The organism is Mesorhizobium sp. L103C131B0 (assembly GCF_000502275.1).
Classification (GTDB): domain Bacteria; phylum Pseudomonadota; class Alphaproteobacteria; order Rhizobiales; family Rhizobiaceae; genus Mesorhizobium.
On record NZ_AYXC01000001.1, the window covers coordinates 378405 to 393416 of the forward strand.

Sequence of the window (15012 nt, forward strand, 5' to 3'; positions counted from 1 at the left end):
TTGCAGGCGGCTGTGTTCCGGCTAGATTGCAGGCCATGACTCAGGCAGAACTCACCGGCAGGCCATGTGCGGAATAGCCGGCGTCTGGCGCAAACGAAACCCGATCGACGCCAACGACCTGTCGGATGTCGCCAGCATGATGCAGGCGTTGGTACATCGCGGCCCCGACGATCATGACAGCTGGCACAACAATCGGCTGGCGCTCGGTCACCGCCGACTTACCATCATCGATCCCTCGCCCGCCGCCCGTGAGCCGATGCTGACTTCTTCCGGCGATGGCGTTCTCGTCTACAATGGCGAGGTCTACAATTACCGCTCGCTGCGCGAAACGCTGCAGGCGCAAGGCGTCGTCTTTCGAACCATCTGCGATGCCGAAGTGGTTCTCGAAGCCTTGCATCACTGGGGCCCCGAAAAAGCCGTGCCGCTGTTCGACGGGATGTTTTCCTTCGCCTATTTCGACGCTCGCAGCAGTGCGCTGTGGCTTGCGCGTGACCGTCTTGGAATCAAGCCGATGTCGGTGGCCGACACGCCGGAGCGAATCCTGTTCGCCTCGGAGGACAAGGCGATCCTCGCCTGCGACGGTTTTCCGCGCGACATCGACAGCCGCGAGATCACCTTGCGGCTTGCCTGGCAGAGCCGCGATTCCAGCTACAGCCTGTTCGACCGCATCGAGCGCCTGCCGCCCGCCGGCCTGTGGAAGATCACCGATGGCGTTATCGAGAAGCGCCGCTTCTGGCATGTGCTGGACGTGCTGGAGACCGCGCGCATTACCGGCGATGCATCCGCTGATGCTGAACACATGGCGACGCTCGAGGCGTTGCTCAAGGACAGCGTCGGACTTCACTGCATCGCCGATACCAGCGTTGCCACCGCTTGCAGCAGCGGTGTCGATTCCGGCCTGATAACGGCGCTGGCAAAGCGGTTCAGGCCGGAAGTCCACGGTTATGTCGTCGACCCGCAGCTCGGCAACAGCGAGGCCGAAGACGCCGAACGCACCGGCCGCCATGTCGGCGTGCCCTTGCGCCGGGTGCCGGTCGACAGGAACCGGTTTTTCGAACTTTGGCCAAGGGTAATCTGGCATCTTGAAAGCGATGGCTGGCACGCCAGCCATGTCGCACTGCTGGCGCTTGCCGAACGATGCCGGGCCGATGGCGTCAAGGTGCTGCTCACCGGCGAAGGCGCAGACGAATTGTTTGGCGGCTACCCCTTGCAGGCCTTGAGCATGAAGAAGTGGCGTTCCTGGTCGTGGCCCCGGCGCCTGGTCCATTCGAAGCGCTCGCTCGACCGGAGATTCGAGCAACAGCGTCATGCCCCCTACAAGGTCTCGGCTGGAAGCCACTCACAAATGGATCGCAGCATGGTCCTGCGTGCTTTGTCGCCGGAGCTGAATTTTCTGCAAACCGAGATCTTCGACCGCCTGGAGCCGGTTATGCCGCCCGCGGATCGCGCCTTTCTCGGTAGTTGCCTCTACGACCTCTATTCGCATCTGCAGGACATCCTGCACCGGCACGACCGGCTGAGCATGGCGGCGTCCGTGGAACTGCGGGTCCCGTTCCTGGAAAACCGCCTGATCGACTTCGCCATCCATTTGCCGAGGCGGCAGAAATACCGCGACAAAACAGGCAAATGGCTTTTGCGAAAGGTCGCTGAAAAGCATATTCCGCGCCAGAACGTCCAGGCGCGCAAGATCGGCTTCGAGATGTCGTCGCAATTTTCGGCCGGCACGGAGACTTTGCTACGCGGCGGTTTCCTGCGCGATGCCTTGAAATGGCCCGCCGCGAATTTGGAGGACATGGTCCAGTTGGCGCGGCGCGAGCAACCGTCCAGGCTGCGGCTTGTCGGCATGGAGCTTTTCCTGCGCCTTCACGCCGGCGGCGAGACGACAGGCACGCTGACCGAAGCCTTGCATACCGCTGCCCGGGACAGAAGCTGACTTCGCGCGCGGCCGACAGCCCCGCGCAGTGGACCAATGAGAACATCGCTCTGGGTAGCGGACCATTCCCGGCTGACGTATTTTCGCCTTGCTATCCTGTTGTTGGACCATGATCTTTTTCGAAGACGCGTTCGCCCTTTTGGATGTCGTGCTCTATCTCAAACGGATGCCATGATTGTCGTCCCGGCGGACGAAACCAGCACGTTAAGGTGGGACAGGTCTGATGATCGATGACGAGCCGGACAGCGAACGCGTTTCGGCGCTGGCGCCGTTCCGGCACGGCATCTTCCGCGCCGTCTGGTCGGCCAGCCTGGTGTCGAATTTCGGTGGCCTGATCCAGGGCGTCGGCGCCGCCTGGATGATGACCACCATCGCCACGTCGCCCTATCAGGTGGCGCTGGTCCAGGCCTCGGCCACTCTGCCGATCATGCTGTTTGCACTCGTCGCCGGCGCCATCGCCGACAGCTTCAACCGGCGCAAGGTGATGCTGATCGCCCAAATCTTCATGCTGGTCGTCTCTGCACTTCTAACGCTGTTCACCTGGAACGGCTGGATGACGCCGTGGACGCTGCTTGCCTTCACCTTCCTAATCGACAGCGGCACGGCGCTCAACAACCCGTCCTGGCAGGCATCGGTCGGCGACATGGTGCCGCGCAACAAGCTGCCGGCCGCGGTTGCACTCAATTCACTGGGCTTCAACCTGACACGCAGCGTCGGCCCGGCGATCGGCGGCATCATCGTTGCCGCCGCTGGTGCGGCTGCTGCGTTCGCCGCCAATGCGCTGAGCTATATAGGTCTTATCATCGTGCTCTTCCGCTGGAAGCCGGAGCTGCCGGTCTCGACGCTGCCGCGCGAGACGCTGGGCGCCGCCATGGGCGCCGGCCTGCGCTATGTCGCCATGTCGCCCAACATCGGCAAGGTGCTGGTCAGGGGCTCCGCCTTCGGCTTCAGCGCCGGCGCGGTTTTGGCGCTGCTGCCGCTGGTGGCGCGCGACGTCGTCAAGGGCGATGCCTTGACCTACGGCATCATGCTCGGCGCCTTCGGCATCGGCGCCGTCGGCGGCGCGCTGATAAGCGTGCGTCTCAGACAATTGCTGTCCAGCGAGACGATGGTGCGGATGGCCTTCGCCGGCTTTGCCGTCTGCGCCTTCAATGCCGCCATCAGCCTCAATGCCTGGCAGACTGCGGCGGGTTTGCTCATCGGCGGCGCCTGCTGGGTGATCGCGCTGTCGCATTTCAACGTCACGGTGCAGATGTCGACGCCGCGCTGGGTCGTCGGCCGGGTGCTGTCGGTCTACCAGACGGCGACCTTCGGCGGCATTGCGCTGGGCAGCTGGATCTGGGGCGTCGTTGCCGATGCGCATGGCGCCGAAACCGCGCTGATTGCGGCGGCCATCGCGATGCTTGTTGGCGGCGCCATCGGCCTGTTCCTGCCGCTGCCGCAGCAGACGACTCTCAACCTCGACCCGCTCAACCGCTTCAAGGAGCCGCATCTCGGCCTCGACCTGAAGCCGCGCAGCGGCCCCATCGCCATCATGATAGAGTACATTATCCGCGACGAAGATGTGCCCGAATTCCTCGCCACCATGGCCGAGCGCGGGCGCATCCGCCGCCGCGACGGCGCCCGCAACTGGACGCTGGCTCGGGACCTAGAAAATCCCGCAGTCTGGATCGAACACTACCACACGCCAACCTGGCTGGAATACATCCGCCACAACCGGCGCGCCACCCATGCCGACGCCGTCGTCGGCGAGCGGGTGCGGGCGCTGCACAGCGGCGACGAACCGCCGCGCGTGCGCCGCCTGATCGAGCGCCCGACGACCGCCGGCACCGCGCTGGTCTCGCCGAAGGGGCCGATCGATCACTGAGCTCGCCATAGCCGTAGCGCCGGTCAGCCGGCGCTCTGGATCATGTAGAGCTTGCGCGTGGTCTCGCGTATCAGCCACTCGCCCTTCCAACCCTGCGGCAGGACGAGGAGATCGCCCGGACCGAGTTCCCGCACCTCGCCATCGATGCGGCTCAGTTCCACGCGCCCCGAAATGATGTGGCAGATCTCCGACGAGTCCGAACGATCGGCGGTGAAGCGGCCGGGCGTGCATTCCCAGATGCCGACATCGACAGTCCCGTCCGGCGATTGAAAGAACGAGCGCACGGCCTCGACCTGATCCCCTTCAATCGAGGTTGGCTTAGGAGAGAACGCGCCGATCTCGGCCTTGGCGAGATCGCGGAAGGTCGAAAGATCGATCAAGTCTAGCTCCATGGATAAGAGCAATTCCAGGAAAGCGGTCTGCCCCGGAATTGCGTGAGAACAAATGGCTTTAGTGGCCGGTGATGCTGTCGGCCAACGCGGCCAGCTTCGAGGTGTGCGCAAGCCCTGCCGCCTCGCGGCCATCGGCAATGCGATAAAGCTGGTACATCGAATGCACGCCCAGCCAGCGGAAGGGCTCCGGTTCCCATGGCCTGACCTTGCGGTTGACCCAGGGCAGCTTCGTCAGCTCGGTGTTTGCCCCGAGAACAAGGTCAGCCAGCGTGCGCCCCGAAAGGTTGGAGCTGGACACGCCGAGGCCGACATAGCCGCCGGCCCAGCCCATGCGGGTCGCGGGGTCGAGGCCGACCGTGGTGCACCAGTCGCGCGGCACGCCGAGCACGCCGCACCAGGCGTGATCGATGCGGCATCCCGTGGTCTGCGGCAAGAGCGTCGTCAGGATCGTGTGCAGCTGGTCGATCGTGGCCTGCTGCGTCTGGCCGTTGACGTCGGTGCGCGAGCCGTAGCGATAAGGCACGCCGCGTCCGCCCATCGTGATGCGTCCCTCACGCGTGCGCTGGGCATAGCAATAGGCATGCGCCGCATTGCCGAGCAGTTCGTGCCCTTCCCAACCGATGTCGCGCCACAGGTCGGGCGGCAGCGGCTCGGTCACGATCTGCGCGCTGTTGAGCGCCAGCCAGGTCCGCTCCTCGCCGGGGATGCCTGATGTAAAACCCTCGGTCGCGCGGATGATCGTCTCCGCCTGCACCGTACCGCGGTCTGTCGTCACGCTGCCCTTGGCGATGCTTGTCACCGTCGTCTTCTCATAGATCGGCACGCCCAGCCGCTCGGCGGCATCGGCAAGCCCACGCACCAGCTTGGCCGGCTGCACCCGCGCCTGGCCATGCACGACGAAGCCGCCCATGACGTTACGGATGTTGATGCGCGTGCGCGTTGAGGCGGCGTCCAGCATCTCGACGCGGTTCGGGTCGACATCCCAGGAACGGATCGTCTCGCATTCTTCGCGCACACGCTCCAACTGCGCTGCGTTGGTGGCCACCGTCAGATTGTCGACGCGGCGAATGTCGGCGTCGATGCCTTCCTCGGTCGCGACCCGGATCACTTCGTCGACGCAGCCTGCCATCGCAGCCTGCATCGCCATCACGCCTTGCCGGCTCGATGTCTTGACATATTTTTCGCGCGACCAGCTGAAGCCGCCCGACAGCCAGCCGCCATTGCGCCCCGAAGCGCCGAAGCCGGCAAATTCGCGCTCGACGATCACGACGCGCAGCGATGGCTTCGCCTTTTTCAGATAGTAGGCGGTCCACAGGCCGGTATAGCCGGCGCCGACAATGGCGACATCGGCCTCGATGTTTCCAGGCAAGGGCGGGCGCGGAACGGGAACCGCCCCCAGATCCGCATACCAGAACGATTTGTCGCCATTGCGCTTGGCTTGCATGGAATGACTTTCAGATGGGATCAGGCCAGATGGGATCAGGCCAGATGGGATCAGGCCAGATGGAATCAGGTGAGTGTGGTGTCGGCGCTTGCGTCGTCCGCCAGCAGCTTGGCATCGCTGCCGTCGACGTGGCAAGCGCCGAGTAGGGACATTTAAGATGCGGGCCGAGGCCTAGTCTTCGCCCGACAGGTCGCGCCGCGCCTTGTCGAGTTCCTCGGCGTAGCGCCGTATCAGATGGCCCTCGGTCAAAAGCCCGACAACGGCCCGGTTGTCGAAATTCTCGACCACCGCCAGTTCCTCGGCGACGGCGCGCTGGATGGTTTCGCCGGTGGACTGGACGTTCATGGTCGGCACCAGCACCGCATGCCGGAATTTGGCCGGCGCCAGCACCGGCGTCTCACCATCGGACGGATCGCTGTGCAGTTCGGCGACGATCAGCACGCCGACATAATGCCGGCTGCTTGCGGCGCCATTCTGGCGCTGAGGCGCAGTCAGGCTTCCCGCCCCGCTTCAATTCCCCGCGAGCGTGTCGAGGTATATGAGCGGTCGCTTACGCAATCGACGCAGCTGTGTTATTTTTGCCCGTCCCTCAAGGAGGAGAAGATGAGTGCGCGGGGACTTTTTTCATTAGCTGTTGGCATGATTTTTTTGAGCTCGTCTGCGGTGAGCAATTCAAGCATGGATATGCCGTTTGGGTCTGTTGTGTCGCACCCGATGTCTCTTTTGGCGGGAGGCAATCCGGAAAACCAAAGCCGGCCGGCAAAGGAATTTATCCAGACTGCACAACAAGATGTTTGCTGTCCTGGCGGCTACCCTTGGTATCGCAATTCGACGAACACCTGCTACGGCAGCTATGAAGACTGCCACGATACCGATGGCGGCGGATGGTCCTGCAGACAGGTCAACGCCTGCTAGACTTTCTTGGGCCCACGCCTTCTTGACTGTGCCCGGTCCTCAGATCGGCTTCGGCTCGCCGGCCTCATAGAGCATGAGGTTGCGCTCGCCTATGCCGAGCGATGCCCAGCTCGCCCGCCAATCGGCGATGTGAGGCGAGCGGAAATGCGCGTCGAGCGCGGCCCTGTCGCTCCACACCTCGGTTACATGGATGAGCCCGGCGTCGAGCACGTCCTGCGCGTAGGAGTATTCGATGCAGCCGGGCTCCGCACGGCTGCCCAGTATCATGCGCCGCATGGCCGGCCTTGCCTCGTCGAGCCGTTGCGCAGGCAGGCGAATGGTGCCGATGATCACCAGCATGATCTCTCTCCTCAAGGCCTCTGTCGTCCTGGCAAGTAACCAGTCCTCCCACCCTCGCGCAAGCTTGACCGGTTAGGCTCGAAGGGCTGTCGCGTGCTCGGCAGGCTTGTGATTGGGGACGATATGGCCGTCAGCGAAAGCTTAGCGACAGGAACAGTGGCCAAGAACGGCCGCGATGTCTTCTTCGCCATCGGCATCGTCATCATCCTGGCCGTGCTGTTCCTGCCGATCCCGGCCTTCCTCATCGACATCGGCCTCGCCTTCTCGATCGCACTGTCGGTGCTGATCCTGATGGTGGCGCTGTGGATCCAGCGGCCGCTCGATTTCTCGTCCTTCCCGACCGTGCTGCTGATCGCCACCATGCTACGGCTATCGCTCAACATCGCCACCACGCGCATGATCCTGTCGCACGGCAATGAGGGCACGCACGCCGCCGGCTATGTCATCGCCGGCTTCTCCAAACTTGTGATGGCCAGCGATTTCGTCATCGGCCTGATCGTCTTCATGATCCTGATTGTGGTCAACTTCATCGTCATCACCAAAGGCGCCACCCGTATTGCCGAAGTCGGCGCCCGCTTCACCCTCGACGCCATCCCCGGCAAGCAGATGTCGATCGACGCCGACCTGTCCGCCGGCATGATCGACGACAAGACAGCGCAACTGCGCCGCCGCGAGCTGGAAGAGGAATCCTCCTTCTTCGGCTCGATGGACGGCGCCTCGAAATTCGTCCGCGGCGACGCCATTGCCGGCCTTATCATCACCGCCATCAACATCGTCGGCGGCATCGCCATCGGTTACATCAGGCACGGCATGGGCATGGGCGAAGCCGCCGATGTCTTCATCAAACTGTCGGTCGGCGACGGCCTCGTCACCCAGATCCCGGCGCTTATCGTTTCGCTCGCCGCCGGCCTGCTTGTGTCCAAGGGCGGCACGCGCGGCTCGACCAACCAGGCGGTGTTCGGCCAGCTCGGTGCGCATCCGCGCGCGCTCTATGTCGCGGCCTCGCTGCTCGTCCTGCTCGGCCTGATGCCCGGCCTGCCGTTCTTCCCGTTCTTCACGCTGGCCGCCGGCATGGCCGGCCTTGGCTACGTCATCCCGATGCGCGCCAACCGAGAGGCTGCCGCCGCCGAAGCGATCAAGGATCTGGAGAAGGCGAACAAGGTCGAGGAAGAGAAGAACTCGGTCAAGGCTTCGCTGACCACCGCCGAGATCGAGCTTCTGATTGGCAAACAGCTGTCGACGCGGCTGCTGGTGTCGCATCAGGAACTGGTGTTCCGCATGGCCAAGATGCGCAAGAAATTTGCCACGCAATATGGCTTCGTCGTGCCGGAAGTGCGCGTCGCTGACGATTTCGGCATCCCGCCGAAAAGCTATCAGATCAAGGTCCACGGCACCGTCGTCGCCGAATACCAGATGCGCGTCGGCGAGATCATGGTGCTGCTCGGCAACCGGGATTTGCCCGACGTTCCCGGCGAGGAAATCCGCGAGCCGGCCTTCGGCATGCGCGCCTTCTCGGTGCTCGAAACCTTCGCCGAGGATCTGAAGCGCGAGAACTATACCTTTGCCGACAACATGTCGGTGCTGCTCACCCATTTGTCCGAGGTGATCCGCAACAACCTGCCGCAGCTTCTGTCCTACAAGGACATGAAGGCGCTGCTCGAGCGCCAGGATCCGGAATACCGCAAGCTCGCCGACGAGATCTGCACCTCGCACATCTCCTATCCCGGCCTGCAGGCGGTGCTGAAATTGCTGCTGGCCGAACGCGTATCGATCCGCAACCTGCATTTGATCATCGAGGCTATCGCCGAGATCGCGCCGCATGTGCGCCGCACCGAGCAGATCGTCGAGCATGTCCGCATCCGCATGGCCCAGCAGATCTGCGGCGATCTCTCCGAGGGCGGCATGCTCAAGGTGCTGCGCCTCGGCAACCGCTGGGACCTCGCCTTCCACCAGAGCCTCAAGCGCGACGCCAAGGGCGAGGTGCGCGAATTCGACATCGACCCGCGCCAGCTGGAGGAATTCGGCCAGGACGCGACCAAGGCGATCCGCAAGCATCTCGAGGCCGGCGAGCGTTTTGTCCTCGTCACCGCGCCCGATGCTCGCCCCTATGTGCGCATGATCATCGAGCGCCTGTTCACGACGCTTCCCGTTCTCTCCCATGTCGAAATCGCCAAGGGCGTCGAGATCAAGGTGCTCGGGACGATCTCGTGAACATACTGTCGCAAGGCGTCGTCATCGCCGCCTTCCTCGCCTTCTGTCGCATCGGCGCCTGCTTCATGCTGATGCCGGGCCTGTCCAGCGCCCGCGTGCCGGTCCAGGTCCGGCTGTTCGTGTCGATCGCCGCCACCGGTGGCCTGCTCGCCTTCCTGTGGGACAAGATCTTTCCCTTCGTCGATGCGCGTCCGCAGGTGCTGGCGCCGATGATCATCTCCGAACTTTTGGTCGGCGGGCTGATCGGCGCGATGACGAGGCTCTACATGGAGGCGCTGCGCTTCATGGGTTCGGCCATCGCCATGCTGATCGGCTATGGCGGCACCGGCGGCCCCGCCATCGAGGAGCCAGAGCCGCAGGCGGCCCTCGCCGCCATCATCTCGTTTTCAGCGTTGCTGCTGCTCTTCGTCTTCGATTTCGACCACGAGATCATCCGCGCTCTGGTCGCCTCCTACACGGTGGCGCCGGTCAACGTCTTCTTCAATCCGCAGGCCGCCCTGGTCGATCTCACCGACACGGTGTCGGACGCCTTCTTCCTGGTCATCCGGCTCGGCAGCCCGTTCATCGCCTATGCCATCCTGGTCAATTTGACGATCGGCTTCGTCAACAAGCTGACGCCGCAGATTCCGGTCTACTTCATCTCACTGCCTTTCGTCATCGCCGGCGGCATGATCATCTTCTACTTCGCCATCGGCACCATGCTGTCGCTGTTCGTCGACGGCTTTGTCGATCTGACGCTGGCGAGGTGAGATGAGCACGCGCAAGGAACGGCTGAAGAAACTGGTCAAGGTGCAGGAGCAGCTGAAGGCCCTGCACGAGACGCGCCATGCGGCCTTCCTGGCGGCAGCGGCAACCGCCGAAACCGAGGCCAGGGAACTTGTCCAGCATTTCGACGCCGACCAGTCGATGGCGGTGCTGTTCCCTGACCTCTACCATCGCCGCATCGCCAATGCGCTGGTCCGGCAGGAAGCGAGCCTGGAAAGCGCCAGGCAGGAGATCACGCTCATCGCCACTGCGACGGCGCGCACCAACATGGTCGAACGTGCCTACAAGGACGTGCGCCGACAGGACGAACGCGAACGCTCCGACCGCGACCGGCTCGATCTGATCGCGCAGAGGCGAGGGCAGGAATAATCGGAAGTTAGAGCCGGGTCACCTGCGGACGGCGTTCGGTTTCGTTCCGTGCGGCGGGCTGTGTTGGGTGTACGGCGCCGTGTTCGGCCTCTGCGCCTACGCCACCTACGATCTGACCATGGCGACGCCGGCAGCGCCCACCGCAAACGACCAGATCGCATCGACCCAGCCGGAGTTGCCGCTGCTGATAGCAATGGCCTAGCATCCGGCGAAGGATTTCGAGCCGGCAAGCCTGCCACAAGCTTGTTGCGGCATGGTCGCTCAGGAAACCCGGCAAAGAGGCGGACTTTCTTGGCGATTTCTCCACCCAGTGACATCGTTCTCGATGTTGCCCGAGCCGTCGATCCGGCGGATATCGAGGCTGCCCGTGCCGCGCTGGCCAAGCGGGCCAACGGCGTTGGCGGTAATTTTTCTGTCGACATGGCTGCTTCGGTCGATGCCGGCTCGATCCTGTCGCGCGCTACCGCCGACAAGGCCGCCGCAAATGCCGATCCCGCCAGCAAGTTCAAGAAGTTCGAGGCGATGGTCTTGCAGACCTTCATCCAAAACATGCTGCCCAAGGACACCGAGGGCGTCTACGGCAAGGGGCTGGCCGGCGACATGTGGAAATCGCAGCTTGCCGAGCGTGTCGCCGACGTCATGGCCGAGCGCGGCGGGATCGGCATCGCCAAATCGCTGCTCGCCGACCACTACAAGGACGGCAAGCGCACCGTGCCGATCGGTCCGGTGTCAACCGGGCCGCACAAGACCGAGATCGACCAGCAGACCCGGCTGTCCACCTCGCTGGTCGAGGAATTGCAGCGCAAGGCCGCACGGTCGATGACCGGCGACGAGACGACCATCAAAACCGAAATCAAGATCTAGACCAGGATTTTCAATGGCCGATTTTTCAAAATACTCTTCCAACCTGCCGGCGCGTACGTCCGAAGCGCCGATCCCGTTTGCACGGCCGGGCAACCTTGCCGCCATCATCGGCCGCATCGAGGAAGCGGTCGAGGAAGAGACGGCCGGTTTGAAGAACGACACCAGCTATGACCTCAAGGCCTCCAACGCCCGCAAGAGCCGCTACCTCTATGAGCTGACCCGCGCCATGAAGGGCGCCAACGAGATCGAATTCCTGGAACAGCATCGCGACAGTCTGGCGCGGCTGCGCCAGAAGCTCGCGAAAAACGAGGCTGCAATCCTCGCCCACCTCAACGCGGTCAACGAAGTCGCCACGCTGTTGAAGAACGCCATTCAGCGCGCCGAAGCCGACGGCACCTATTCGGCCGGTGAATTCGGTTGGGCGAGCTGATGATCTCGGCAACAGGCGGGAACAACCGGTGATCAAATTCATCGCCGCCGCGATCTGGATCTGCGCCGCCACGCTTGGCGCGGTGTTCTATTCGTTCCAGGCGGCCGGTGAGCGCGGTGTCGGCGAGACGCCGAAACCGATGCTGGGTGGCCTCGACTACGTCAAGACCGACATCATCTCGGTGCCGCTGATCCGCGATTCCAAGATCGACGGCTATTTCCTCACCAAGCTCGTCTACACGGTCGAGCCGGCCGAGATAAAGAAGATGTCGATCCCGGCCGAAGCGCTGATGACCGATCAGGTCTATTCCTATCTCTACTCCAATCCTCAGATCGACTTCACCAAGAAGGAAACCATCGATCTCGATGCCTTCCGCAAGGCCATACGCGACACCGTCAACGCCCGCGTCGGCGCCGACCTGGTGCATGAAGTGCTGATCGACCAGGTCAACTTCCTGACCAAGGACGAAATCCGCGACAACGCCATGCGCCGCCGCAAGGATCCGGCCACGCCGACCGAACCGGCCCCGGCGGAATCGGCCCAGGCCGAGGCGGCGAAGCCCGCTGCTGAACACTAACCTTCGTCGCAGGGCGAATGTTCTCTGCCGCATTCCTTCCGACTGAAACGAGATGACGCATCGCGCGTTGACGTTTACGTCAACTCGAAGCTATATGCGCCAAGCGACCAGGATCGCGGTACGCGCGAGACAGTGACTTCGGCGGAGGCCGGTCACTGAAGCGCGGCAAAACGCAACGAGACCAGGAGAACAGTCATGAACGTTCAGGACATTGCCGAGAAGATGAGGTCGCGCGTGGCGAGCGCCGGGTTCGAACATTCCGTGAAGTTCGATACCGGCAGCAACGGCGTCATCGTCATCGACGGCGCGACCGTCTCAAACACCGATGCGCCGACCGACTGCACCATAAAGCTGTCGCTCGACGATCTGGATTCGCTGATCGCCGGCGACCTCAACCCGACCATGGCGTTCATGTCCGGCAAGATAAAGGTCGAAGGCGATATGTCGGTCGCCATGGCGCTCAGCCAACTGATCGGCTGAGCCCTTCGCAAAAACAAAATGCCGCCCTCGCTGAAATGCAAGGGACCGGCGGCGGCGTTTGTTTTTGGACAATCAGGCGGCCAGCGACAGCCTCTGTGCCTTGAGCTTGCGACCTGCAGCCTTCAGCGTGCCATGCGCGCCGTCGAGCGCACCATCGATCAGTTCCAGCGCCAGCAGGCGGTGCCGCTCGTACGGACCAGGCATGGCGAGCGCGCCGGTCTTCTCCGCCGAGAAGCCGAAGCGGCCATAGTAAGGCACATCGCCGACCAGCAGCACCGCGGCATGGCCGAGACGCGCGGCCTCGGCCAAAGCATGGCGCATCAGCGCCGAGCCGATGCCGGCGTTCTTCAGCGCCGGATCGACGGCGAGCGGTCCGAGCAGAAGTGCTCCCGGGCCACCCTCGCCCAGACGCACGTCCCACAGCCGCACCGTACCAGCAACCGCGCCGGCTGCATCGCGCACGATAAAAGCGAGGCCTTCGGAAGGCCGGCGGCCACGCCGCAGCTTCTCCGACGATTTCTTGCGCCGCATCGGCCCCATGGCGCGATCGAGCAACGCTTCACGCGATGCAATGTCTGCCGCAGTTTCGGCGACGATGGGAATGGCGCCGGCCATCTCCCCCTCGAGCGGGGAGAATCCAATGCCGTCAATGTAATTTACAATGTCCATTTCCGCGATCCTTCACGAGCGGAGCTTGTTCCACAGGCGAACCCGGGCGGACGCAAACGTCCGCCTGGGGTGATCTGAAGGCCGAAGCCGTCAGATCACGTAGGATCGGAGAGGCTCGAAGCCGTTGAAGGCGACCGCCGAGTAGGTGGTCGTGTAGGCGCCGGTGCCTTCGATCAGCACATCGTCGCCGATGGTCAGCGACAGAGGCAGCGGATACGGCGTCTTCTCGTACATCACGTCGGCCGAATCGCAGGTCGGGCCGGCGAGCACGCAAGGTGCGGTCTCCGAACCGTCATGGCGGGTGACGATCGGATAGCGGATCGCCTCGTCCATCGTCTCGGCCAGACCGCCGAACTTGCCGATGTCGAGGAACACCCAGCGCACATTGTCGTTTTCGGCCTTCTTCGAGATCAGCACGACTTCCGACTTGATGACGCCGGCATTGCCGACCATGCCGCGACCCGGCTCGATGATGGTCTCAGGGATCGCATTGCCGAAATGCTTGCGCAGCGCCGAGAAGATCGCCTGGCCATAGGCCTGGGCCGCCGGCACGTCACGCAGATAGCGCGTCGGGAAACCGCCGCCCATATTGACCATCTTGAGGACGATGCCTTCGTCGGCGAGCGTGGCGAACACCTTCTTGGCGTCGGCCAGCGCACGGTCCCACGCCGTCAGGTCGGTCTGCTGCGAGCCGACATGGAACGACACGCCATAGGCGTCGAGGCCGAGCGTCCTGGCGTGGCGCAGCACATCGACGGCCATCGCCGGCACGCAGCCGAACTTGCGCGACAGCGGCCACTCGGCGCCTTCGCCATCGGTCAAAACGCGGCAAAACACGCGCGCGCCGGGAGCGACGCGGGCGATCTTGTCGACTTCCTCGACGCAGTCGACGGCAAACAGCCGAATGCCGAGCTGGTAGGCGCGTGCAATGTCACGCTCCTTCTTGATAGTGTTGCCGAAGGAGATACGGTCCGCCGGCGCACCGGCGTCCATCGCCATCTCGACCTCGGCAACGGAAGCGGTGTCGAAGGACGAGCCCATCGCAGCAAGCAGGCGCAGGATTTCCGGCGCCGGATTTGCTTTCACCGCATAGTAGATCCGGGAATCGGGCAGCGCCTTTTCGAAGGCGCGAAAATTGTCGCGCACGACATCGAGGTCGACGACGAGGCAGGGGCCGGACGGACGTCGGGTGGCGAGGAAGTCGAGGATGCGCTGGGTGGCCATCGGGGTCTCTCCATTAACGCCTTGCGGCGCGCAATAAGGCTGCGGACGCGGGCTCTCGGCCTCGCGACGCGCGGTCAAACAAAGGCGGGACGGAAATTCATGGAACCAGCCGGTGGAGACCCCGGAACCATGAAACGCCGTCTCGCGGCGGTGAACCTTGGCCTTGCCCGGCCTCGGTTCGCTTTGTCTGCCTTGGCTTGGATGGGAGACCCGTCCGCACTGCCGGCAATGAAGGTGTGCCTCTTCAGTAACCCCGGTCTTTGGACGACCGGCAGAACACCAGAAAGGCCCGCACCGTCGTTGCTTCAAGGTGTCCTCGGGCTGGCGGTTGGCCGCTAGACCGACTGGAGGGGTTAGCTCCAGTTACCTTACCGATTTCCCTCACCATTCGAGGATCGGCGGACACCCACAGGCACGTGCGACTTTGGGCAAGCGCGATATAGGGTCGAAAGATTTCACAATCAATAAAAATCGTATCCCAGGTTGTAAAATTCCTGCCATCGAACAATGCTTCGCCAACCGTATACGGATAT

General features: G+C 63.3%; 17 protein-coding genes. 11 read left to right on the forward strand and 6 right to left on the reverse strand.

Annotated features, from left to right (window positions below):
• Positions 1–64: 64 nt before the first annotated feature.
• Together asnB and X730_RS162325 are read left to right on the forward strand one after the other, a co-directional pair.
• Positions 65–1933: an asparagine synthase (glutamine-hydrolyzing) gene (gene asnB / locus X730_RS162330; protein WP_023691732.1), complete on the forward strand. Its 1869-nt coding sequence runs from the start codon at positions 65–67 to the stop codon at positions 1931–1933.
• Between the two features lie 223 nt (positions 1934–2156).
• Positions 2157–3800, forward strand: a complete 1644-nt coding sequence (locus tag X730_RS162325; protein WP_023671898.1) for an MFS transporter — start codon at positions 2157–2159, stop codon at positions 3798–3800.
• A 23-nt stretch (positions 3801–3823) separates the two neighbouring features.
• On the opposite strand, the gene X730_RS162320 is transcribed toward X730_RS162325, so the two are convergent.
• From X730_RS162320 to X730_RS162310, 3 genes are all read right to left on the reverse strand, one after another.
• Positions 3824–4192 (reverse strand): cupin domain-containing protein, encoded by a 369-nt coding sequence (locus tag X730_RS162320; protein ID WP_081730900.1) that lies wholly within the window; start codon positions 4190–4192, stop codon positions 3824–3826.
• 58 nt (positions 4193–4250) lie between these two features.
• Positions 4251–5636: an FAD-binding oxidoreductase gene (locus tag X730_RS162315; protein ID WP_023825414.1), complete on the reverse strand. Its 1386-nt coding sequence runs from the start codon at positions 5634–5636 to the stop codon at positions 4251–4253.
• 171 nt (positions 5637–5807) lie between these two features.
• A complete protein-coding gene (locus tag X730_RS162310) occupies positions 5808–6077 on the reverse strand; it encodes a hypothetical protein (protein ID WP_023755014.1) in 270 nt (89 codons plus the stop codon).
• Positions 6078–6239: 162 nt separating this feature from the next.
• Between X730_RS162310 and X730_RS1000000167315 the strand changes: the two genes are divergently transcribed.
• Entirely contained in the window at positions 6240–6551 is a 312-nt protein-coding gene (locus X730_RS1000000167315) for a hypothetical protein (RefSeq protein ID WP_155922379.1), read from the forward strand.
• A 39-nt stretch (positions 6552–6590) separates the two neighbouring features.
• Here X730_RS1000000167315 and X730_RS162305 read toward each other — a convergent pair whose 3' ends face one another.
• Positions 6591–6890 (reverse strand): putative quinol monooxygenase, encoded by a 300-nt coding sequence (locus X730_RS162305; protein ID WP_023755015.1) that lies wholly within the window; start codon positions 6888–6890, stop codon positions 6591–6593.
• A gap of 123 nt (positions 6891–7013) precedes the next feature.
• Between X730_RS162305 and flhA the strand changes: the two genes are divergently transcribed.
• The 8 genes from flhA to X730_RS162270 all read left to right on the forward strand — a co-directional run bounded on the left by flhA (position 7014) and on the right by X730_RS162270 (position 12586).
• Complete coding sequence (gene flhA, locus X730_RS162300) at positions 7014–9101, forward strand: flagellar biosynthesis protein FlhA (RefSeq protein WP_023671908.1); 2088 nt, start codon at positions 7014–7016, stop codon at positions 9099–9101.
• Positions 9098–9850 (forward strand): flagellar biosynthetic protein FliR, encoded by a 753-nt coding sequence (fliR, locus tag X730_RS162295; protein ID WP_023691740.1) that lies wholly within the window; start codon positions 9098–9100, stop codon positions 9848–9850. Before flhA ends, fliR begins: the two co-directional genes overlap by 4 nt.
• 1 nt (position 9851) lies before the next feature.
• The gene (locus X730_RS162290) at positions 9852–10235 is read left to right on the forward strand and encodes a hypothetical protein (protein WP_023755016.1); all 384 of its coding nucleotides are present in this window, start codon (positions 9852–9854) and stop codon (positions 10233–10235) included.
• Between the two features lie 67 nt (positions 10236–10302).
• Positions 10303–10437, forward strand: coding sequence for a hypothetical protein (locus X730_RS1000000168445; protein ID WP_023691742.1), 135 nt, complete (start codon positions 10303–10305; stop codon positions 10435–10437).
• Between the two features lie 89 nt (positions 10438–10526).
• The gene (locus tag X730_RS162285) at positions 10527–11099 is read left to right on the forward strand and encodes a rod-binding protein (protein ID WP_023671918.1); all 573 of its coding nucleotides are present in this window, start codon (positions 10527–10529) and stop codon (positions 11097–11099) included.
• Between the two features lie 13 nt (positions 11100–11112).
• Complete coding sequence (locus tag X730_RS162280; RefSeq protein WP_023671919.1) at positions 11113–11529, forward strand: hypothetical protein; 417 nt, start codon at positions 11113–11115, stop codon at positions 11527–11529.
• Positions 11530–11557: 28 nt separating this feature from the next.
• Positions 11558–12106 (forward strand): hypothetical protein, encoded by a 549-nt coding sequence (locus X730_RS162275; RefSeq protein WP_023683275.1) that lies wholly within the window; start codon positions 11558–11560, stop codon positions 12104–12106.
• A 195-nt stretch (positions 12107–12301) separates the two neighbouring features.
• Positions 12302–12586: an SCP2 sterol-binding domain-containing protein gene (locus tag X730_RS162270; RefSeq protein WP_023825415.1), complete on the forward strand. Its 285-nt coding sequence runs from the start codon at positions 12302–12304 to the stop codon at positions 12584–12586.
• Positions 12587–12658: 72 nt separating this feature from the next.
• Here the strand turns inward: X730_RS162270 and X730_RS162265 are convergent, their stop codons facing one another.
• A complete protein-coding gene (locus X730_RS162265; protein ID WP_023804728.1) occupies positions 12659–13201 on the reverse strand; it encodes an N-acetyltransferase in 543 nt (180 codons plus the stop codon).
• Between the two features lie 144 nt (positions 13202–13345).
• Entirely contained in the window at positions 13346–14479 is a 1134-nt protein-coding gene (odc2, locus tag X730_RS162260; RefSeq protein WP_023671923.1) for an ornithine/lysine decarboxylase, read from the reverse strand.
• Positions 14480–15012: the final 533 nt, after the last annotated feature.